Genomic DNA, 20,026 nt, shown 5'->3' with positions numbered 1-20,026 from the left:
GGCGACATTGTCCGCTTTCCGGGTCCCGGAATCAACTGCGATGTGCGAATCAGCCCCGCTGCGGGAATCATCTCAGTGCAAAAAAGCGAAGGTTTGACTAATTTGTCTCACCTCTTCGCGATGATGGCGCTAAATCGGCTCTGTTTGCGCTAGCTGCGACAAACCCTTCTGTTCCTTCGCAATTGCACCATGGTATAGGGCGCCATCCGCAACATTCTTGCGCGGATCGGTGCCCGCCCGTAACGGGCGCCGCGAGGAACCACTGCGCCGCAGGGCGGCAACGGGAGCGAAACATGAGCATCGGACGCGTGAACCCGGCGAAGAAGCTGGAAGATCAGGGCATCACTGGTCTCGGCAACGTCTATTACAACCTGCTGGAACCCGCGCTCATCGAACTGGCGCTCAAGAACGGGGAAGGCACGCTCGGCAAGGGCGGGGCTTTCTACTGCTCGACCGGCAAGCACACCGGCCGGTCGCCGAAAGACAAGTTCGTCGTCCGCACCGCCAGCGTAGAAGACACGATCTGGTGGGAAAACAACAAGCCGATGGATCCGGCCAAGTTCGACGTGCTGCATGCCGACATGCTTGAGCACATGAAGGGCAAGGATTTCGTCGTCGAGGATCTTTATGGCGGTGCCGATCCGGCCCACCGTCTGGACGTGCGTCTGGTGGCCGAACTGGCCTGGCACGGCCTCTTCCTGCGCACCATGCTGCGCCGCCCCGCCCGCGAAGAGCTGGACACGTTCAGCCCGGAATGGACGATCATCAACTGCCCGTCGTTCAAGGCCGACCCGGAACGCCACGGCTGCCGCACTGAAACGGTGATCGCGCTCAACTTCGACAAGAAGCTGATCCTGATCGGCAACACCGCCTATGCCGGCGAAAACAAGAAGGGCGTGTTCACGCTGCTTAACTACATCCTGCCCGGCAAGGGCGTGATGGCGATGCACTGCTCGGCCAACCATGCGATCGACAACCCCGATGACTCGGCCGTCTTCTTCGGCCTGTCGGGCACCGGCAAGACCACGCTTTCGGCCGACCCGTCGCGCGTGCTGATCGGCGACGACGAACACGGCTGGTCGGAAAAGGGCATCTTCAACTTCGAAGGCGGCTGCTACGCCAAGACGATCAACCTCTCGAAAGAAGCCGAACCGGACATCTACAACACCTGTTCGATGTTCGGCACCGTGGTCGAGAACATGGTCTTCGACCCGGAAACGCTGGAACTTGACTTCTTCGACAGCTCGCTGACCGAGAACATGCGCTGCGCCTACCCGCTGCACTACATCGGCAACGCCTCGGACACCGCGCTGGGTGGCCATCCGAAGAACGTGATCATGCTGACCTGCGACGCCTATGGCGTGCTGCCGCCGATCGCGCGTCTGACGCCCGCGCAGGCGATGTATCACTTCCTCTCGGGCTTCACCTCGAAGACCCCGGGGACGGAAGTGGGGATCGTGGAACCGGTGCCGACCTTCTCGACCTGCTTTGGTGCGCCCTTCATGCCGCGTCGTCCGGAAGTCTATGGCAAACTGCTGGCCGCGAAGATCGCCGAACATGGCGCGTCGTGCTGGCTCGTGAACACCGGCTGGAGCGGCGGCGCCTTTGGCACCGGCAAGCGCATGCCGATCAAGGCAACCCGGGCGCTGCTCACCGCCGCGCTGGATGGGTCGCTGCATGATGCCGAATTCCGCAAGGACCCGAACTTCGGCTTCGAAGTGCCGGTCGCGGTGCATGACGTCGACAGCAAGCTGCTGAACCCGCGCGAAACCTGGGCCGACAAGGCCGCCTTCGACGCGCAGGCGGCGAAGCTCGTCAAGATGTTCTCGGACAACTTCGCGCAATATCTGCCCTATGTGGACGAAGACGTGAAAGCCGTCGCGATCGGCTGAACCGCCTTGAAATGACAAAGGGCCGGGGGTTTCCCCGGCCCTTTCCTTTTGTTCAGGCCGCTTACTTGCGGGTGCGTTTCACCTTGCGCGAAATCGCCCGTTCCTTCGCCTTGAAGGCCACGGATTTCCGCCCCGGCCGGAACGGCCGCTTGCCGCCCTTGCCCGCGCCGGGCATCGCCTGCCCCTCCAGCTCCAGCAACTCCAGCTCCAGCCCGCCGGTCACCGGTACGGCCTCGGCGAGCCGCACCAGCACCCGCTGCCCGATGCCCAAGGTGATGCCGCTGTCGGCCCCGATCAGTTGCTGCGCGTCGCGGTCATAATGGAAGAACTCGCGCCCCACGGATCGGATCGGCACCAGCCCATCCGCGCCGGTCTCATCCAGCTTCACGAAGGCGCCGAATTTCTGCACGCCGGAAATCCGCCCGGTGAACTCGCTGCCCACCCGCTCGCTCAGATAGGCCGCCAGATAGCGGTCGGTGGTGTCGCGTTCGGCGGCCATCGAGCGCCGCTCGGTCTCGGAAATATGCTGCGCGGTGTCTTCCAGCTGGGCGATGTCGTCGCGGCTCAGCCCATCCTTCCCCCAGCCATGACCGGCAATCAGCGCCCGGTGCACGATCAGGTCGGAATAGCGCCGGATCGGACTGGTGAAATGCGCATAAGACCGCAGCGCCAGCCCGAAATGCCCCAGATTATGCGGCGCATAATAGGCCTGCGTCATCGAGCGCAGGGTGGAAATGTTGATCAGCTCGTCGAACTCGCTGCCCTCGGCGTCATTGAGCAGCCGGTTCAGATGCGCCGTCTTCAGCACCTGCCCCTTCGCCAGCGAAAACCCCGAGGCCTGTGCAACCTCGCGAAGCGCGTCGATCTTTTCCGGGGAGGGTTCCTCGTGCACGCGATACAGCAGCGGACGGCGCAGCCGTTCCAGCTCCTCGGCGGCGGCCACATTGGCCAGCACCATGAATTCCTCGATCAGCCGGTGCGCATCGAGCCGTTCCTTAAACTTGACCGAGGCGACCTTGCCACTCTCGTCGATCTCGATCCGACGTTCGGGCAGGTCCAGATCCAGCGGCTGTCGCATCGCCCGCGCCCGGGTCAGCGCCCGGTAACAGGCATAGATCGGCGTGATGATCTCCGCGACCAGGGGCGCGGTCTTGTCATCGGGCCGCCCGTCCTGCGCCGCCTGCACCTGCCCATATTCCAGCGAGGCGACCGAGCGGATGATGCCCCGGGTGAAGCGATGCGCAATCTTGCGCCCCTCGGAGGAGACCTTCATCCGCACCGCCAGAACCGCGCGCGGCACATGTTCATGCAGGGAACACAGATCGCCCGAAAGCCGGTCGGGCAGCATCGGCACCACCCGGTCGGGGAAATAGGTCGAGTTGCCCCGATTGCGCGCCTCGCGATCCACGGCCGAGCCCGGGCGGACGTAATGCGCCACATCGGCGATGGCGACCCAGAGCAGGAAGCCGCCCGCATTCGCCGGATCGTCGTCGGGGGCAACGAAACAGGCATCGTCGCGGTCGCGGGCATCGGCCGGGTCGATGGTGACAAAGGGCAGCCCGGTCAGGTCTTCGCGGTCGCCCAAAGCGGCGGGGATTTCCGCATCGGCCTCGGCGATCACGTCATCGGGGAAATCGTCGGGAATGCCGTGCTGGTGAATGGCGATCAGCGACACCGCCCGCGGCGCGGTCGGATCGCCCAGCCGCTCGATCACCCGCGCCCGCGGCAGCCCCATCCGGCCCTTCGGCCCGGATTGTTCCGCCTCGACCAATTCGCCATCGCGGGCGTCATTGGTGGCGCCGGGCGGCACGATCCATTCGGTCATCTCGCCTTTGTCGATGGGCGTGATCCGGCCCCCTTCCGCCCCCTTGCGGAAGATGCCGACGATGCGATGCCGAGCTTGGCCCAGCTTGCGGATCAGCCGCGCCTCATATCCTTCGGCCGTCTGCGCGATCCGGGCCAGCACCCGCTCGCCCGCGCCCAGCGCCGGATCGTCGCGGCGGGTCAGAAAGGCAATCCGCGGCGCCTCCCCCGGACCGGCCCATTCCAAAGGCCGCGCCCAAAGATCGCCCATGCCGTCGGCGGGCAGGATTTCCAGCACCGTCACCGGCGGCAGGCTGGCGCTGTCATGATAGCTGCGCTTCTTGCGGGCGATCTGGCCGGTCTCGGCCAGCTCTTTCAGCAGGCGCTTCAACTCGATCTTCGCCGCGCCCTTCAGGCCGAAGGCCTTGGCGATATCGCGTTTCGCCCCCTGATCGGGGTTGTCGGCGATCCAGTCGAGGATCTGCTGCTTCGTCGGAATGGGGGTCTGGGTCATGGCCTTGCCTAGCACGACGGGGCCGCGCAAGAAAGTGCGGGCTTGCAGTTGCGCGCCCGAACGGTCAGGGCTGGGGCAAGGGGAAAGGCGGCGCATGACCATTGTGGGCATCATTCTGGCGGGCGGCCAAGGGCGGCGGATGGGCCGCGAAAAGGCGCTGGTGCCGCTTCTGGGCGTGCCGCTGATCGCGCGGGTGCTGGAACGGCTCGCGCCGCAGGTACAGGCCGTGGCGATCTCGGCCAATGGCGATCCCGGCCGCTTCGGCCTTGGCCTGCCGGTGCTGCCGGATCGGCCCGGGGAAACGGGGCTTGGTCCCCTGGCGGGCATCCGCGCCGGGCTGGACTGGGCGGCCGGGCTGGGCGCCGAGGCGCTGGTCAGCGTGGCCACCGACACGCCCTTTCTGCCCGAAGATCTGGTGGAACGGCTGGTCGCTGCGGGCAAGGTTTCAGGCGGGGCCGCCCATGCGCAAAGCTTCGGGCGCGACCATTACACCGCGGCGCTCTGGCGCGTCGCCGACCGCCCCCGGATCGACGCGCTTTTCGCAGCGGGCGAGCGGCGGATGCGCGCCTGTCTGGCGGGGGCCGTGGCGGTGCCCTTCGACACGACCCCCGATCCCTTCGCCAATCTCAACACGCCCGAGGATCTGGCCCGGGCAGAGGCATGGCTGCGCGCGAACGCACCCTGACCCCTGCCCGGCGCGCCCCGCATCGGCGCCACTGGACAAGCCCCGCCATCCGTGGTTCCCTGCCCTTGCGACAGGGGCGTCCGGGCATCCGGGCTGAGAAGCACCCTTTGAACCTGAACCAGATCATGCTGGCGTAGGGAGTCCGCAACCGGTCCCGGGCCCTTGCCCGCCCGGCTTCGGTCTTCCGCGTCAGGGGAGGACCGATGACCAATCCCGGACTTTGCCTTGCGCAGATGCGGGCCACCGCGCCGCTGGTGCACAACATCACCAATTTCGTCGCGATGAATGCGATGGCGAATGTGCAGCTGGCCGTGGGGGCCTCGCCCGCGATGGTGCATGCGCTGGAGGAGGTGGGCGAATTTGCCACCCTCGCCGGGGCGCTGACGGTGAACATCGGCACCGCCGATGCCGCCTGGGCCGAGGCGATGGTGCAGGCGGCGACGGTGATGACCCGGCTCGACCGGCCCTGGGTGATGGACCCGGTCGGCGTCGGCGCGACGCGGTTCCGCCAGCAGCTTTGCGCCCGGCTGATGGACCTGCGCCCGACGGTGATCCGGGGCAATGCCTCGGAGATCCTGGCGCTGGGGGGTCTGGGCGGACAGGCGCGGGGCGTCGATGCGGGCGACCCCGTTGCCGCGGCCGAGGCGGCGGCGCGGGCGCTTGCCGCGCAAACGGGCGGGGTGGTCGCGGTCTCGGGGCCTATTGATTACGTCACCGATGGCCGACAGGGCTTTCGCATCGGCAATGGCCATCCGCTGATGCCTCAGGTGACGGCGCTGGGCTGTTCGCTCAATGGCGTGATCGGCGCCTTTCTGGTCGGCCAAAAGCCGCTGGAGGCGACGGTGGCGGCGCTCGCCTGTTACGGTCTGGCGGGCGAGATCGCCGCAAGGCAGGCGAAAGGCCCGGGCAGTTTCGCCGTGGCTTTCCTCGATGCGCTGGCCAATCTGACGCCCGAGGCCGTCCGCGCCGGGGCAAAGGTGAGCGCGGCATGATCGGGCCCATCTACGTCATCACCGACCCGGGGGCGGCGCTTTCCGTGCCCGATCAGGCCCGCGCGGCGGCCCGCGGCGGCGCAAGCGCGGTGCAGCTGCGCGACAAGACCGCCTCCGATGCCGATCTGCTGGCGCTTGCCCGGCAGCTTCTGCCCGAGCTTCGGGCGCAGGGGGTGAAGCTCTTCCTCAATGACCGGGTCGAGGTCGCGCTGGCCGCCGGGGCCGACGGGCTGCACATCGGTCAAGGCGACGGCGATCCCGTCGCCATCCGCGCCCGGATCGGGGCGGGGATGCTGCTGGGGCTCTCGATCGAGACCGAGGCGCAGGCCAGCCGCCTGCCCGGCTGCGTCGATTACATCGGCGCGGGGCCGGTGCGGGCGACGGCGACGAAACCCGATGCCGCAGCGCCCATAGGCTTTGACGGTCTGGCCCGGATCGCCCGTCTGGTCGCGGTGCCGACGCTCGCCATCGGCGGGCTGAGCCGGGCCGACATTCCCGCGCTGAAAGCCGCGGGCGTCGCCGGGATGGCCGTCGTTTCCGCCGTCACCCGCGCCGCCGACCCCGAGGAAGCCTGCCGCGCATTGGTGCAGGACTGGAGGCAGAAATGATCCCCAACATTCTTTCGATTGCGGGCTCCGACCCCTCGGGCGGGGCGGGGATTCAGGCCGATCTGAAGGCGATCTCCGCCAATGGCGGCTATGCGATGGCGGCGCTGACCGCGCTGACGGCGCAAAACACGCGGGGCGTCAGTGCCGTCGATCCGATCCGCCCCGAGATGGTCACCGCGCAGATCGCGGCGATCCGGGCCGATATCCGCATCGACGCGGTGAAGATCGGCATGCTCGGCGATACGGAGATCATCGCCGCCGTGGCCAAGGCGCTGGAGGGGCTTGCCGCCCCCCTCGTCCTTGACCCGGTGATGGTGGCGAAGGGCGGCGACCGGCTTTTGGCCACGGAGGCCGTCACCGCCCTGCGCCAGATCATGTTGCCCCGCGCCGCGGTGATCACCCCGAACCTGCCCGAGGCGGCCGATCTGCTGGGCTGCACCGTCGCGCAAAGCCGCGCCGAGATGGTGTCGCAGGCCCGCGGGCTGCGGATCTTGGGTGCGCGGGCGGTCTATCTCAAGGGCGGGCATCTGCCCGGGCCCATCTGCCCCGATCTGCTGCTCGATGCCGCGGGCGAGGTCTGGTTCGAGGCGCCGCGCGTTGAGACGCAGAACACCCATGGCACCGGCTGCACGCTGTCCTCCGCGCTCGCCACGCAGCTGGCCCGCATCCCCGATCTGCGCCAGGCCGCCGCCGCCGCCCGTGCCTATACCCTGCGCGCCATCGCCGGGGCCGACCGGCTTTCGGTCGGGCAAGGCCATGGCCCGCTGGATCATTTCTTTTCGATGAGGTCGTAAGATGAAACCCCTTCTGTTTGCCCTTTTGCTGCTGGCCCCCCGGGCCGAGGCCGCCGACAGCCTGTCGGTCATGCTCGACTGGTTCGTGAACCCCGATCACGGGCCGATCATCGTCGCCGCCGAGCGCGGCTATTTCACCGAGGCCGGGCTGGATGTGACGATCATCCCGCCCGCCGACCCGTCCGACCCGCCGAAGATGGCCGCCGCCGGGCAGGCCGATCTGGCCGTCAGCTACCAGCCGCAGCTTTATCTGCAGCACGCCGCGGGGCTGGGCCTGAAACGGGTCGGAACGCTGATCGACGCGCCGCTTTACTGCGTCATGGTGGATGCCGCGGGGCCGGTGCAAACCATGGCCGATCTGCGCGGCCGCAAGGTCGGCTATTCGCTGGCGGGGATCGAGGCGGCGCTGATGCAGCGGATGCTGCGTCACAATGGCGTCGATCCCGCCGAGGTCGAGACGATCAACGTCAATTTCGCCCTGACCCCCGCGGTGGCGACGGGGCAGGTTGCGGCGGTTTCGGGGGCGTTTCGCAATTTCGAGCTGCATCAGATGGCGGCCGTCGGCCATCAGGGCCGCTGCTTCCTGCCCGAGGAAAACGGCGTGCCGCCTTATGACGAGCTGATCTATCTGGCCCGCGCCGATCTGGCGCATGATGACCGCATCGCCCGGTTTCTGGCCGCCACCGGCCGCGCTGCCGCCGAGATCGCCGCCGATCCGCAGGCGGGCTGGGACACGTTCCGCGCCCATGCCGCGGAACTCGATGATCCTTTGAACGCGAAAGCCTGGGCCGATACCTGGCCGCATTTCGCCCGCGATCCGGCCGCGCTTGATGCCGCGCGCTACCGCGATTTCGGCGCCTTCATGGTCGAGACCGGGCTGATCGCCACCGCCCCGCCGGTGGAGACGATCGCGGTGGGCAAATGACCGCGGCGCTCTCCGGCCGGGTCTGGCTGGGCGAGCGCCCGCTTGTCGCGCCCCTTGATCTGCAGCTGCGCCCGGGCTGGACCTGCCTTCTGGGGGCCTCGGGCGCGGGAAAATCGACGCTGTTGCGGCTCTTGGCCGGGTTGCCCGTCGCGGCCCGGCTGGAGGGCACGCGGCAGGCGCCCGACCGGATCGGCTGGATGGCGCAAAGCGATCTGTTGCAGCCGCGGCTTTCGGTTCTGGGCAATCTGCAGCTGATGGCGCGGCTGCGCGGCGAGCCCCTGCCCCGCGCAAGGGCCGAGGCTTTGCTGGCCGCCGTCGGGCTGGCGGGCCGCGGCACTGAGCGGCCCGGGGCGCTTTCGGGCGGCGAGCGGCAGCGGCTTGCGCTGGCCCGGGTGCTGGCCGATGACGCCGCATTCGTGGCGCTGGACGAGCCCTTTTCGGCGCTGGATGCCCCCACCCGCGCGGCGATGCAGGATCTGGCGGCGGAATGCCTGACCGGAAAAACCGTGGTGATGGTGACCCATGACCCGACCGAGGCGCTGCGGCTGGGCGACCGGGTGGTGCTGTTGCAAGACAGCCTGTTGCACGAGATCCCCCCGCTGCCCGGGCCGCGTCCGGTGCCGCTGGCCGATCCGGGGCTGGCGCAGGCGGCGGCGGGGCTTCTGGCGCGGATGCGGCGGCCATGAGCGCGCGTGTCTGGCCAATACTGGCGATCTTCGCGCTGTGGCAGGCGATATGCACCGCCGCGCTGGTGCCCGCCTTCGTGCTGCCCCCGCCGCTGCAGGTTTTCGAAACGCTCTGGCTTGAACGCGGCCTGATCGGCCGGCATGCGCTGGTGACGCTGGCCGAGACGGCGGCCGGGCTTGCGCTGGGCCTTGGTCTGGGCATTGCGCTGGCGCTGATCAGCGCGCTGGTGCCGGTGCTTGCCCGGCTGATCGTCCCGGTGCTGACCGGGGCGCAGGCGCTGCCGGTCTTCGTGCTGGCGCCGGTGCTGACGCTGTGGCTGGGCTACGGCCCCGGGCCCAAAGTGGCGATGGTGGTTCTGCTGGTGGTGTTCCCGGTCGCCTCGGGGCTGCATGACGGGCTTGCCGCGACGCCGGGGCCGGTGCTGGATCTGGCGCGGATCGCCCGGGCGTCGAAGCTACGCACGCTGCTCTGGCTGCGCCTGCCGCATGCGCTGCCACAGTTCGGCGCCGGGCTGCGCATCGCCGTCGCCTATGCGCCCACCGGCGCGGTGATCGGCGAATGGGTCGGCGCCGCGCAGGGGCTGGGCTATCTGATGCTGATGGCCAATGCCCGGATGCGCACCGATCTGATGTTCGCAGCCCTTCTGGTGACGCTTGCGATGACGCTGGGGCTGAGCCGTCTGGTCAGCCGGGCGCTGGCCCGGGGCGGCCTGTAAGGCCCCCCGGCCCAGTCGCGGGCCCAGTCGCAAGCCCGGCACCGGTCACAGCGGCCGCTGCAGGCGCTGAAAGGTCCGCATCGCCGTGCTGATCCCCTCGGACAGGCGCATGATCGTTTCCAGCCGCAGCCGGATATCGGAATGCGACACGTCGAGCTGGTCGATCGTCGCCGACAGATGGGTGTTCGTGCCGCGCATCCGCCCGGTTTCCACCCGGCCCAGCACCCGGATCGTATCAAGCCCCAGCATCTGCCGCCGGATCTCGGCACTGGCGCGGCCCAGCACCTCGGCATGGGCGATGGCCTGCTCCATCGCCGTGCCGGTGTCGCGCTGCGCCTGCGCCTCGATCTGGCCCAGCATCTGCCGTTCCTCGGCCCAGTCGATCCCGGGCACCGGATCGGCATCGGCGAAATTCGCCCGCATTTCCGACAGCACCCGATGCGCCCCGATCAGGAACAGCGCCCGCGACGCCTGCCGCGACACCCGATCGCACAGGTTGTCCCGACCCGAAACGAAGCTGCGCAGCCGTTCCGAAATCACCTGCGACGAGCTGCGGTAATTTTCCGAAATCGCCGAAACCGGCCCGCCCGAGGGCTCCAGCCGCGAGGCGATGATGCGCATGTTGTTGGGCACCGATTGCAGCGCCTCGAAACTGCGCAGCAGGTTGCGCTGTTCCCGCGCCACTTGTTCCAGCGAGGTGTTGAGCGCGATCAACTGCACCGTGCGCGCATCGGCGGGCCGCCCCAGCCGGGCGTCGCGGGCCGCCATTTCCTGCCCCAGCGCCGCCGCCATGAAGCTGGTGTAGCTCGAAAACCCCTCCGCCGCGGCAAAGGCCCGCAAGGCCTGCGCCCCCTCCGCAGGGTCCAGCCGTTCGGCGCGCTCGCGGGCGCTCAGCTCGGCATAGACCTCGCGGATGCGGGCGAAAAGCGGGGTCGAGGGTTTCATCCGCACCGAGAGGAACCCACCCGGCGCGGGCAGAAGCACCGCGAAAACCCAGTAGAAATCGCCGTTGCAGGCGCGGTTCTTGACATAGCCGCCCATCGGATGGCCCTTGCCCAGCGCGTCCCACAGGATGCGGAACACCCCGCGCGGCGTGTCGGGATGGCGCACGAAACGATGCGGCGCCCCCAGCAGATCGGTCCAGCCATAGCCGGAGACGCGGCGGAACACCTCGTTGCCGGACAGGATCACGCCGCGGCTGTCGGTGCGGGAAAAGAACAGTTCATGGAAGCCGAAATCGGCTTCCCCCTCGCGGGCGAGGGTGGGGCGGGAAATTGCGTTCATCGGGCTCTCGTGCGGGTCGCGTGGAAAGCGCGGCAAAGCGGTGCCGCGGAGGGGATTGCGGCAAGCCTAGCCCCCAGATCGTTAGGCAAGAATTGATAAGCATAGTTGATCATTGAGGAATTTTCGAAGACATCCGCGCCGGGGCGGCAAAATGCGGGCCAAACGGCGGATACCGGACAAAATGTCGCATCGCGGGCAATTTTTCCTTTCAACGCAAGCGTGTGTGCCCTTTGCACGGAAACCGCAGGGCGTGAAAAGTCGTTCCCTGCCCCGGCCGCGCAAGCTCCGGCCTGCGAGTCTGCCTGTCGCCGCCTTCTGCGCCGGCAAAAGCTGTTCCGTTAACCTCCGGCCGCAGCCACCCGGCTTTTTTCGCGCGAAAGGATGTCGTATGCAGGGCAAAACAGGTCAGGACAGATCATGCGACCATCTCTTGCCGCCCTCCTCGCCCTTCTGATCGTCACCGGCTGCGCCACCGGGACCGGCGCCGTGGTCAAAGGCGCCGGGCCGGACGATCTTCTGAAGCTTCGCGACGGGCCCGGCCTTGATCACAAGATCCTCATCGGCCTGCCCGACGGAACGCGCCTCACCCGCGGGCCCTGCGTGACACGGGCGGGCAAGGTCTGGTGCCGGGTGTCCCTTGCCGACAGGCCCAGTCTCACGGGCTATGTTTCGGCAGAGTATCTGGCGCATCGCTGAAGCCTTGTTGCGCAGATCGGGGGACGGGCCGGCATCCCCCACCCCGGATCGACTTCTTCCACGGCTTGCGTGACGGGGATGCCCCGGTCGGCGGCTAAAGCGGGCCGGGGTTTCACGGGGCTTGTCAGCCGGGGGCGGCGGCCGCAAAATCGGGGTTCGGGCCGGTCGGGCCCGCCGGGAGGGATGCCGATGACCTTGCTGAGCCTGCTCGACATCCTTGCCGAGGACGAACTGGCCGCGCTTTTAGACCGCATGATCGCGTTGTGAGCTGACTGGGTTGGCGGCCTCTCCCGCGGCATTCTCCGTTCGAGGGTTGCGCCAGATTAGCTGGCGCCGAGCCTCAAGAATGGGGGAGAGACCACATGCAGAATAGCACGTTCATTGGGCTGGATGTCCACAAGGCGACGATCTCGGTGGCGATCGCGCAGGGCGAACGCGGCGGCGAGGTCCGCCATTGGGGGACGGTGCCGCACAGGTCTGATCATGTGCGCAAGCTGGTCGAGAAGCTGGCAGCTGGCGGAGCGCGGCTTCATTTCTGTTATGAGGCGGGGCCTTGCGGCTATGGTCTCCACCGCCAGCTTGTCGAGATGGGGCATGACTGCATCGTGGTGGCGCCATCGCTTATCCCTGATCTTTGCGGTGGTGGCGCAGATGTCGCTGCACGGCTGGCTGGCGCCCTTGCTGCAGACGCTGGCGGGGCTTTGGGTGACGCCGGGGGGGCGCAACCTCGACCTGCTGACAACGCTGTCGCTGCCAGAGGGCACGGGGCTTGTGGTGGGGGGGCTTTTCATGCTGCCCGCCTTCTGGCTGGTGGCGCGCAACCGCATCGGCTGGGAACAAACCTGCGCCCCACAACATGCTCCTTGGTGGAGTTCTGAGCGTTTAACTCGCATCCGCAGTAGGCGCATACCACATTGCGAAGCCGGATTGCTTGATTGGCTGGGTGGTGTGTCAGGCGTGAAGTCAACATGCTCGGCTCAGACTTATCGAGTGGCTGAAGGCGGAAAAAGCTAAGTTTCGCTGCATCCCGACGAAGTAGCAAGAAGGACTCCAAGTGCATGTCGGCTAAGCCTTCAGTCTTGGATGAACAAATGCCCACCACCCGCGAAACCGTCCTCGCCGCGCTGCACGCGCGGCTACAGCCGCTTGCCGCCCTCACCCTGCGCGATGAGGTCTTGCCCGAGCGGATCCCGGCGGTTGGGCTGATCATCCTGCGCGACGGCCAGCCGGGTGAACCCGAGGTGACGTTGTCGCCACTGCGATACCACTACCAGCACCGGGCCGAGCTGGAGGTCGTCGTCCAAGCGGGCACCGGCCGGGCCAGCGCCTTCGATGACCTGATCGCCGCCATCGGCTCGGCTCTGGAAGCCGACCGGACGCTCGGCGGCCTCTGCGACTGGGTCGAACCCGAAGCCCCGGCCTCGGTCGATCTGCCCGTCGAAGGTGCCGCAGCACTGAGGGCGGCGGTGATCACCGTCGTCCTGCACTACACCACGACCGGCCCTCTGGCCTGACACCCCCACACTCACAGGAGACCCCCATGGCACGCGCACACGGCGCGCGGGCGCAGATGGCGCTTGCGTTCGAAACCGTCTACGGCACCCCGCCCGCCAGCGGCTACCGGCTGATGCCCTTCGCCCGCACCACGCTGGGCGCGGAACAGCCTCTGCTGAACTCGGAGCTTCTCGGTTATGGCCGCGATCCCCTGGCCCCGATCAAGGACGCCGTCACCGCCGATGGCGAGGTGGTGGTGCCGATCGATGTGGAGGCTTTCGGCTTCTGGCTGAAGGCCGCCTTCGGTGCCCCGACCACGACAGGGACGACGCCAAAGACCCACACTTTCCAGTCGGGCAACTGGACCCTGCCATCCATGGCCATTGAGGTCGCGATGATCTCGTGGAGGGCTGGGCTGTAGCAAGTTTCGACCAAAAGCACGGGAAATGGGGAATGAAGGCGATCCAGGCGAAGCCCGTCGCGCCGCAACATGTCGGCTTCGGAAACCCTGCCGAGGCAGATGACCCAAACGGCGAACAAAATTCTTTGCCGGGTTAACCTCTTGTTAACCCGATATTTCCGCCCTCGGCCAAACGCGTCAAAACGCCAACCCCGCTGTTCCCCCCCCCGCATGACGGACATTTCCGCTGCCAGATATCCGAACCATTCGCCCCGTAGCGATGACCGCAGCTTCCGCAACGCAAGACGTAAACGACTTGGTTTTGGTCGTTGCCCGGCAGATCGGTTGCCCGCAAAACTTCCTGGCCGTTCTTGTTCACGTAGCCTGCCTTGGTCGTCTTGCCGCCACTACGAGTGCGTCCCACCTTCGCTGGAGGCATGACGGTGCGGTTCGGCTTCTTCGATGGCTCCCAAGGAACGCCCAGTATCCAGCCCTCCACCTGAGCCAATGCCATTTCGGGCGGCGACAGATCAGGCGTCATCGCCGTCAGAAGGCGCCCGTCGGCAGCCGCTGTCGATAGCCAGGCGGCCACGCTGTGGGCATCGTGCTGGTCCGGCGTGCGATCCTCAACCGGATAGTCAGCGCTCCAAAGTCGTGGATAGACCTCGAGGACCACAGACTTGCCCACCGGCACATCCCAACCATCGAAGGGCCAGAAGTGGACCCGATCGCCCAGCGCCCGTCGGATGAACAACAGCCACGGGATTCCGGCATGGGTGGATTTTGCCACAGACCCTTGCACGTCAAAATGAAACACCGACTTCGCCCCGGGCGAGCGCTCTTCGGTCAGGCGCCGCCAACGTGGGCTTCCCTCGCGCGCCGCGCCGTTTCCGGCCGTGCCGAACCGCACGAAATCGACATAGGTGTGATCGGCGTCCGTCGGCCAATGCCGCTGGAAATCGTCGAGAAAGGTCGGCCAGTCAGGCAAGAGCCCATGAACCTCGAAATAGCGCAGGGGAAACGAAAAGGCATGATCGATCCCGACGACCGTCGGGATGTCCTCGGCAAGTCGTTCGATCAGCCACTCCGCGATCCCGCGCCGCGTCCAGTATCGCTTGGGCGAAGGCGGCGGGGCAACCTCCTGGGGCGCCGCGCCAACTTCGGCCAGATAGACCCGAAGCCCCTTCAGGCTTGAATTCGCGGTTTCTGCGCCCGAGTAGTCGATGCCGATTGCACGTGCAAAGGCAGGTTTGTCGCCGGTCATGACGCACCATAGCTGAGTTCGATCAGGGGCTTCGCCCTGTCCAGATCCTCAGCCTTCGACAAGGTGATCTCGAGGTCGCCGGTGCCGAAGTGGCCAAGGTCGGAAACATCGCGGGTGAAGCCCGGCTCAATCTGGACCGTGGAGGGATCGACCTTCACAAACACAAGTATCTTGCCGGTCGTCGGCCGAAACTCGACACAGGCAAAATTCTTGATCCGCTTGAAGGCGATGTAGAAGCGCAGCTTGGTCTCCTGAACATCGTCCCCCAGCGCCATCATGAACGCGCGCAGGGCCTCGAAGCGGTCCAGCATGCCTGGATCAAGTTCCTGCAGGACCGTGCCGATGGTCTTGTACTTGTTGCCGCTCCCCGCACTTCCATCCGACAACCCGCCTTTGGTCTCGACCATGGTGCCCTTGGTCGACGTCGCGGCCACCAGGTCGAGCATCAGAAGTTCGGGGCCAAAGCGCCGATAGCGGATCAGTTCGATATTCCGTTGGATCTGCTTCACGGCATGGTCGTCGTAACGGTTGAAGTCCCCCGCAATGCAGATCAGTCTCGGCGCAGACCAGTCGACACCGTCAGCCGCCGCCTTTCCCAGCTTTTCCATCACCAACCATTGGAAATCCTTGCGGTGATCCATCAGCCAATCAAGATAGAAGAGACCCTGGTTGATGACGTTCTCGTTGCTGGCGCGCTTGTATTCCAGGATCACCGGACAACCGTTTTCGTCCAATCCCAGCGTGTCGAGCCAGATCGAAACATGGCCGATTGCCCGGCTGCGCCCCTATGCCCGCAATGCCAAGGTGCATGGCGACGACCAGGTGGCGAAGATCGCCGCCAGCATGGCCAAGTTCGGCTGGACCGTCCCCTGCATGGTGGCCGATGATGGCGAACTGATCGCGGGGCACGGCCGGGTGCTGGCCGCGACCATGCTCGGGCTGACCGAGGTGCCGGTGATCCGGCTCAGCCATCTCGACGAAGCCGAGCGCCGGGCCTACCGGATCGCCGACAACAAGCTGACGGAACTGGGCGACTGGGACGAGGCTGTGCTGCGCGACGAGATCGCGGGACTGCTGGCAGAGGATTTCGACTTGGCCCTGCTCGGCATCAGCGACGATGATCTGGACGCGCTGCTGCGGGATCCCGATGCGCTGGGCGGTGATGGCCCGATCGAGGGCGAGGACGATGTGCCGGAACTGCCGGTCACGCCGGTGTCGGTGCCGGGCGACCTTTGGCAGCTCGGGGCGCACCGGTTGATCTGCGGCGACAGCACCTCGGCCGATGTGGTCGGGCGGCTCTTGGGTGATGTGCGCCCGCTACTGATGGTGACCGACCCACCCTATGGGGTGGAATATGACCCCTCCTGGCGCAATGCAGCCGGGGCCGCGAAGACCAAGCGCACCGGCAAGGTACTGAACGACGACCGGGCCGACTGGCGCGAGGCATGGGCGTTGTTCCCCGGCGACGTCGCCTATGTCTGGCATGGTGCCCTGCATGCCGCGACGGTGGCGGACAGCCTGATCGCCGCGGGTTTCGCCATCCGGTCGCAGATCATCTGGGCGAAGGACCGGCTGGTGCTCAGCCGCGGCGATTACCACTGGCAGCACGAACCCTGCTGGTATGCCGTCCGCGCCAAGGGCAAGGGCCATTGGGCGGGGGACCGCAAGCAGACCACACTGTGGCAGATCGCAAACCGGGATCAGGACGCCGACACGGTCCACGGCACGCAGAAGCCGGTCGAGTGCATGCGGCGGCCGATCCTGAACAATTCCAGCCCCGGGCAAGCCGTCTATGACCCCTTCATGGGATCCGGCACGACGCTGATCGCGGCCGAGACCACCGGCCGGGTCTGCTTCGGGGTGGAACTGAACCCGGCCTATGTCGATGTTGCCATCGAGCGTTGGCAGGCCTTCACGGGTCAGGAGGCTGTTCTAGCTGAAACGGGCGAAACCTTCGCAGCCCTGAAAGCAAAGCGGCTCGCGGCATGAACGCGCCCCTCCTGCCCGGCCGGATCGAGCACTGGCCCCTTGCACGTCTGAGTCCCTATGCCCGGAACGCCAAGACCCATGACGCCGACCAGGTGGCGATGATCGCCGCCAGCATGGCCGAATTCGGCTGGACCGTTCCCTGCCTTGTCGCCGCAGACGGCGAGTTGATCGCTGGCCATGGGCGCATCCTGGCCGCAGCCCAGCTGGGGCTGGCCGAGGCGCCGGTGATCGTGCTGGGTCACTTGACCGAGGCCCAGCGCCGCGCCTACCGGATCGCCGACAACAAGCTGACCGAACTGGGCGGGTGGGACGAGGCCCTTCTGCTCGAGGAACTGCGGGGCCTGATGGCCGAGGATTTCGACCTCGGGCTGATCGGGATCCCCGAAGATGAACTGGATGCGCTCCTGCACGATGCCGACGATCGCGCGCCCATCGACAATGACACGGCCGATACCATCCCGGAGGCCCCGACCGACCCGATCACCCGGCCGGGAGACATCTGGCGGCTCGGGCATCACCGGCTGATTTGCGGCGATGCCACCGACCCGGCCGTGGTGGCGCGGCTGATGGGCGGGGCGCAGGCGTCGCTGTTGTTCACCTCCCCGCCCTACGCCCAGCAGCGCGACTATGGCGCGGCGAAGGAAAAGGTCGGCGATTGGGATGCGCTGATGCAGGGCGTCTTCGCCGCGGCGCCTGTCACCCCCGATGCGCAGCTGCTGGTCAACCTCGGCCTTGTCCATCGCGATGGCGAATGGATCGTAAGCGCCCGGCCATCGCCCTCGTTGTTTGAGGGGCGATGTCATCCGAGATGACGCCCGTAACAACGGAGGCGTCGATGGATAGCGACATACAAACTTACGTAAGTTCTCACAGTGATGATCCTGGATACGCTGGTCGTATCGACATCGTGACGGGGCCGACCGGTCGCCGTCGCTGGCCCGAGCATGTGAAGGCGGCAATGGTGCTCGAGACGTTTCGGGACGGGGTGACGGTGGCCGATGTGGCCCGGCGTCATGGGGTTTCGGCGCCGCAACTGCATGCCTGGCGCCGGGCCGCGCGCGAGGGCTTTGCCGATGCCGGAAGATGATGCCCTCGGGCTCGTGCCGATCGTGGTGAGCGGGGGCGCCGGGCCGGGCGATCAACCCGAGACGAGCCTTCAGCTGGAGATTGTCGGGGTGCGGATCCTCGTGCCGACCGGCTTCGACGCGGCGCATCTTGGGCGGGTGGTTGCGGCATTGCGGGAGACATCGTCGTGATCCTGCCGGGCGGGATCACTCGCGCCTATCTGGCGACGCGGCCGGTGGACTTCCGCAAAGGTCACGCGGGGCTCGCGCTGGTCGTGCAGAACGTGCTCGGCCACGATCCCTACAATGGCGCGGTGTATCTGTTCCGCTCGAAGCGCGGCGATCAGCTGAAGTGCCTGGTCTGGGACCAGACCGGTCTGATCCTGATCTACAAGAAGCTCGAGGGCGGTGCCTTTGCCTGGCCGAAGCCGGCGGATGGGGTCATTAGGCTGTCCCCGGCGCAATTCGCCGCTCTGTTCGAGGGCGTCGATTGGCGGGCTGTCCGGGCCGAGCGCAGGCAGAGGCCGCGGCTGGCAGGGTGAGCCGCGACAGGGTGACTCGGGCCGTGTTTTATGGCGTCCTTGCGGGGTGTTGTGGGGTAGTCTCGGGCCATGGCATCACGCAGCACCAGCACGGCCCGGGTGGCAGATCTTGAACGGCGTCTGGCCGAGGCCGAAGCCGCGCGGGCTGCCGCCGAGACCGCGCGGATCGAGGCGGAAACACGTCTTGCCGCAGTCGAGGAGGCGCGCGCGGCTGGAACGCCTGCTCTCGCAGATGCGCCGCGATGCTTTCGGCGCGAAGTCCGAGAAGGGCGATCCGGACCAGCATCACCTGCCATTCGAAGATGTCGAGGCTGCGGCCGGGATGCTGGCGGCGGCCAGCGAAGCGGCCGAGAAGGTGATCGGCCCCCGGAAGGCGCCAGCTGCTCCGCCGCAGCGTAACAAGGGCAATCTTCCCGCGCATCTGCCCCGGATCGAGCAGGTCATCGAACCGGAGAGCATCCTTTGCCCCTGCGGCTGCGGCGCGATGCAAAGGGTTGGCGAAAGCCGGACGGAGCGGCTCGATGTGATCCCGGCGCAATTCCGCGTGCTGGTGACGGTGCGCCCGAAATATGTCTGCCGGACCTGCGCGGGCGCGCAGCATGCCCAGGCTCCGGCGCCGGAATGGCTGGTGCCGCGCGGCCTGCCGACCGAGGCGCTGGTGGCGCATTGCATGGTCGCCAAATTCGGCGATTACCTGCCGTTTTACCGTCAGGCCGACATCTATCGCCGCCAGGGGCTCGATCTTGACCGCACGATGCTGGCGGAATGGTCCGGGCGGGCGGCACAGCTTCTGGCGCCGGTGATCGACGCGATGATGACAGAGTTGCGCCGCAGCGACCGGTTGCAGATGGATGAGACCACCGTGCCGGTGCTGGCGCCGGGCACCGGGAGGTGCGCACCGACTGGCTCTGGGTGGTGCTGCGCGATCAGCGTGGCTGGGGTGGCGGCGATCCCCGATCGTGGTCTTTCATCACGCGCGCAGTCGCGCAGGCAAGGTCGCGCAAGAGATCCTCAAGGGTTCTCCGGCGGCACGCTGCTGGTCGATGGCCACGGCGGCTATGACCAGCTGGCCGATCCGAAAAAGACCGCAAAGCCATGGGACATCGCCTATTGCTGGACGCATTGGCGGCGCCGCTTCGTCAAGTTCGCCAAGGATACGCCGTCGGAAATCTGCGACGAGATGGTCGAGCGCATTGCGCAGCTTTACGCCATCGAAAGGAAATCCGCGGCCGTGACCCGGCCACGCGCGTGAAAATCCGGCAGAGGTTCTCCAGGCCGATCGTCGAGGCCCTGCGGCCCTGGCTCGAGGGCTGCCTGCAGCAGCTCTCCTCGACGAACGAACTCGCGCGGCACATCCGATACGGGCTCAAACGTTGGGCGGGGCTGACCCGGTTCCTTGCGGACGGTCGGCTCGAAATGGACACCAACGGCGTCGAAAACGCGATCCGTCCGATTCCGCTGACGAGGAAAAACGCGCTCTTCGCGGGCTCCGACGACGGGGCGAAAACCTGGGCCCGCATCGCCTCACTGATCGGCACCTGCCGCCTCAATGGCATAAACCCCGAGGCCTATATCGCCGCCACGCTCCGCAAGATCCTCGACCAGCACATGCAAAGCGATATCGCCGCGCTCATGCCCTGGAACTTCCGAGAATAGTCAAGCCGCAAGGCAAAGGGCG

At 66.9% G+C, this 20,026-nt stretch carries 20 protein-coding genes, 4 pseudogenes and 1 riboswitch; of the genes and pseudogenes, 20 read left to right on the top strand and 4 right to left on the bottom strand.

Features of this window, described 5'->3' with window-relative positions:
- Positions 1-293 precede the first annotated feature (293 nt).
- The gene (locus ACTTAG_RS01475; RefSeq protein ID WP_444463858.1) at positions 294-1,892 is read left to right on the top strand and encodes a phosphoenolpyruvate carboxykinase; all 1,599 of its coding nucleotides are present in this window, start codon (positions 294-296) and stop codon (positions 1,890-1,892) included.
- 61 nt (positions 1,893-1,953) lie between these two features.
- On the opposite strand, the gene rnr is transcribed toward ACTTAG_RS01475, so the two are convergent.
- A complete protein-coding gene (gene rnr / locus ACTTAG_RS01470) occupies positions 1,954-4,209 on the bottom strand; it encodes a ribonuclease R (RefSeq protein ID WP_444463857.1) in 2,256 nt (751 codons plus the stop codon).
- Between the two features lie 94 nt (positions 4,210-4,303).
- Between rnr and mobA the strand changes: the two genes are divergently transcribed.
- From mobA to ACTTAG_RS01435, 7 genes are all read left to right on the top strand, one after another.
- On the top strand, positions 4,304-4,894 hold the full coding sequence (mobA, locus tag ACTTAG_RS01465; protein ID WP_444463856.1) for a molybdenum cofactor guanylyltransferase MobA: 591 nt from the start codon (positions 4,304-4,306) through the stop codon (positions 4,892-4,894).
- Positions 4,895-4,956: 62 nt separating this feature from the next.
- Positions 4,957-5,052, top strand: a riboswitch (TPP riboswitch).
- 45 nt (positions 5,053-5,097) lie between these two features.
- Entirely contained in the window at positions 5,098-5,886 is a 789-nt protein-coding gene (gene thiM / locus ACTTAG_RS01460) for a hydroxyethylthiazole kinase (protein ID WP_444463855.1), read from the top strand.
- Positions 5,883-6,494: a thiamine phosphate synthase gene (thiE, locus tag ACTTAG_RS01455; RefSeq protein ID WP_444463854.1), complete on the top strand. Its 612-nt coding sequence runs from the start codon at positions 5,883-5,885 to the stop codon at positions 6,492-6,494. The genes thiM and thiE overlap by 4 nt, the downstream gene beginning before the upstream one ends.
- Positions 6,491-7,288, top strand: coding sequence for a bifunctional hydroxymethylpyrimidine kinase/phosphomethylpyrimidine kinase (gene thiD, locus ACTTAG_RS01450; RefSeq protein WP_444463853.1), 798 nt, complete (start codon positions 6,491-6,493; stop codon positions 7,286-7,288). Before thiE ends, thiD begins: the two co-directional genes overlap by 4 nt.
- 1 nt (position 7,289) lies before the next feature.
- Positions 7,290-8,213 (top strand): ABC transporter substrate-binding protein, encoded by a 924-nt coding sequence (locus ACTTAG_RS01445; protein ID WP_444463852.1) that lies wholly within the window; start codon positions 7,290-7,292, stop codon positions 8,211-8,213.
- Entirely contained in the window at positions 8,210-8,899 is a 690-nt protein-coding gene (locus ACTTAG_RS01440; RefSeq protein WP_444463851.1) for an ATP-binding cassette domain-containing protein, read from the top strand. The genes ACTTAG_RS01445 and ACTTAG_RS01440 overlap by 4 nt, the downstream gene beginning before the upstream one ends.
- Positions 8,896-9,615, top strand: coding sequence for an ABC transporter permease (locus ACTTAG_RS01435; RefSeq protein ID WP_444463850.1), 720 nt, complete (start codon positions 8,896-8,898; stop codon positions 9,613-9,615). Before ACTTAG_RS01440 ends, ACTTAG_RS01435 begins: the two co-directional genes overlap by 4 nt.
- A 45-nt stretch (positions 9,616-9,660) precedes the next feature.
- Here ACTTAG_RS01435 and ACTTAG_RS01430 read toward each other — a convergent pair whose 3' ends face one another.
- Positions 9,661-10,899 (bottom strand): PAS domain-containing protein, encoded by a 1,239-nt coding sequence (locus tag ACTTAG_RS01430; protein WP_444463849.1) that lies wholly within the window; start codon positions 10,897-10,899, stop codon positions 9,661-9,663.
- Positions 10,900-11,316: 417 nt separating this feature from the next.
- Here ACTTAG_RS01430 and ACTTAG_RS01425 point away from each other — a divergent pair, with 417 nt between their 5' ends.
- The 5 genes and pseudogenes from ACTTAG_RS01425 to ACTTAG_RS01405 form a co-directional block, all read left to right on the top strand.
- The gene (locus ACTTAG_RS01425; RefSeq protein ID WP_444463848.1) at positions 11,317-11,595 is read left to right on the top strand and encodes an SH3 domain-containing protein; all 279 of its coding nucleotides are present in this window, start codon (positions 11,317-11,319) and stop codon (positions 11,593-11,595) included.
- 362 nt (positions 11,596-11,957) lie between these two features.
- Positions 11,958-12,224 (top strand): annotated as a pseudogene (locus ACTTAG_RS01420) (IS110 family transposase); the annotation flags it as partial.
- A complete protein-coding gene (locus ACTTAG_RS01415) occupies positions 12,190-12,609 on the top strand; it encodes a hypothetical protein (RefSeq protein WP_444465291.1) in 420 nt (139 codons plus the stop codon). The pseudogene ACTTAG_RS01420 and the gene ACTTAG_RS01415, both read left to right, overlap by 35 nt.
- A gap of 77 nt (positions 12,610-12,686) precedes the next feature.
- Positions 12,687-13,109, top strand: a complete 423-nt coding sequence (locus ACTTAG_RS01410; RefSeq protein ID WP_444463847.1) for an acyl-CoA transferase — start codon at positions 12,687-12,689, stop codon at positions 13,107-13,109.
- A gap of 26 nt (positions 13,110-13,135) precedes the next feature.
- Positions 13,136-13,486 (top strand): annotated as a pseudogene (locus ACTTAG_RS01405) (phage tail tube protein); the annotation flags it as partial.
- Positions 13,487-13,643: 157 nt separating this feature from the next.
- On the opposite strand, the gene ACTTAG_RS01400 reads toward ACTTAG_RS01405, so the two are convergent.
- Both ACTTAG_RS01400 and ACTTAG_RS01395 read right to left on the bottom strand, forming a co-directional pair.
- On the bottom strand, positions 13,644-14,753 hold the full coding sequence (locus tag ACTTAG_RS01400) for a hypothetical protein (RefSeq protein ID WP_444463846.1): 1,110 nt from the start codon (positions 14,751-14,753) through the stop codon (positions 13,644-13,646).
- Positions 14,750-15,466, bottom strand: coding sequence for a DUF5655 domain-containing protein (locus tag ACTTAG_RS01395; protein WP_444463845.1), 717 nt, complete (start codon positions 15,464-15,466; stop codon positions 14,750-14,752). Before ACTTAG_RS01395 ends, ACTTAG_RS01400 begins: the two co-directional genes overlap by 4 nt.
- Positions 15,467-15,494: 28 nt before the next feature.
- Here ACTTAG_RS01395 and ACTTAG_RS01390 point away from each other — a divergent pair, with 28 nt between their 5' ends.
- The 7 genes and pseudogenes from ACTTAG_RS01390 to ACTTAG_RS01360 all read left to right on the top strand — a co-directional run bounded on the left by ACTTAG_RS01390 (position 15,495) and on the right by ACTTAG_RS01360 (position 20,004).
- Entirely contained in the window at positions 15,495-16,742 is a 1,248-nt protein-coding gene (locus ACTTAG_RS01390) for a site-specific DNA-methyltransferase (RefSeq protein WP_444463844.1), read from the top strand.
- Positions 16,739-17,497: pseudogene (locus tag ACTTAG_RS01385) on the top strand (DNA modification methylase); the annotation flags it as partial. The gene ACTTAG_RS01390 and the pseudogene ACTTAG_RS01385, both read left to right, overlap by 4 nt.
- Positions 17,498-17,700: 203 nt before the next feature.
- Positions 17,701-17,829 carry a transposase gene (locus ACTTAG_RS01380; RefSeq protein ID WP_444463843.1) on the top strand — a complete coding sequence of 43 codons (129 nt, stop codon included), beginning with the start codon at positions 17,701-17,703 and terminating at the stop codon, positions 17,827-17,829.
- Positions 17,816-17,998: a hypothetical protein gene (locus ACTTAG_RS01375; protein WP_444463842.1), complete on the top strand. Its 183-nt coding sequence runs from the start codon at positions 17,816-17,818 to the stop codon at positions 17,996-17,998. The genes ACTTAG_RS01380 and ACTTAG_RS01375 overlap by 14 nt, the downstream gene beginning before the upstream one ends.
- Positions 17,995-18,348: an IS66 family insertion sequence element accessory protein TnpB gene (gene tnpB, locus ACTTAG_RS01370; protein WP_444462574.1), complete on the top strand. Its 354-nt coding sequence runs from the start codon at positions 17,995-17,997 to the stop codon at positions 18,346-18,348. Before ACTTAG_RS01375 ends, tnpB begins: the two co-directional genes overlap by 4 nt.
- Positions 18,242-19,794 (top strand): annotated as a pseudogene (tnpC, locus tag ACTTAG_RS01365) (IS66 family transposase); the annotation flags it as partial. The gene tnpB and the pseudogene tnpC, both read left to right, overlap by 107 nt.
- On the top strand, positions 19,792-20,004 hold the full coding sequence (locus tag ACTTAG_RS01360; protein WP_444465177.1) for a transposase domain-containing protein: 213 nt from the start codon (positions 19,792-19,794) through the stop codon (positions 20,002-20,004). The pseudogene tnpC and the gene ACTTAG_RS01360, both read left to right, overlap by 3 nt.
- The last annotated feature ends 22 nt before the right edge of the window (positions 20,005-20,026 follow it).

The sequence above is a fragment of the Rhodobacter capsulatus genome, assembly GCF_052363185.1.
In the GTDB taxonomy this organism is placed as follows: domain Bacteria; phylum Pseudomonadota; class Alphaproteobacteria; order Rhodobacterales; family Rhodobacteraceae; genus Rhodobacter; species Rhodobacter capsulatus_E.
The sequence above is the reverse complement of the archived record's forward strand: the minus strand, read 5'-3'. Positions and strand labels throughout refer to the sequence as shown.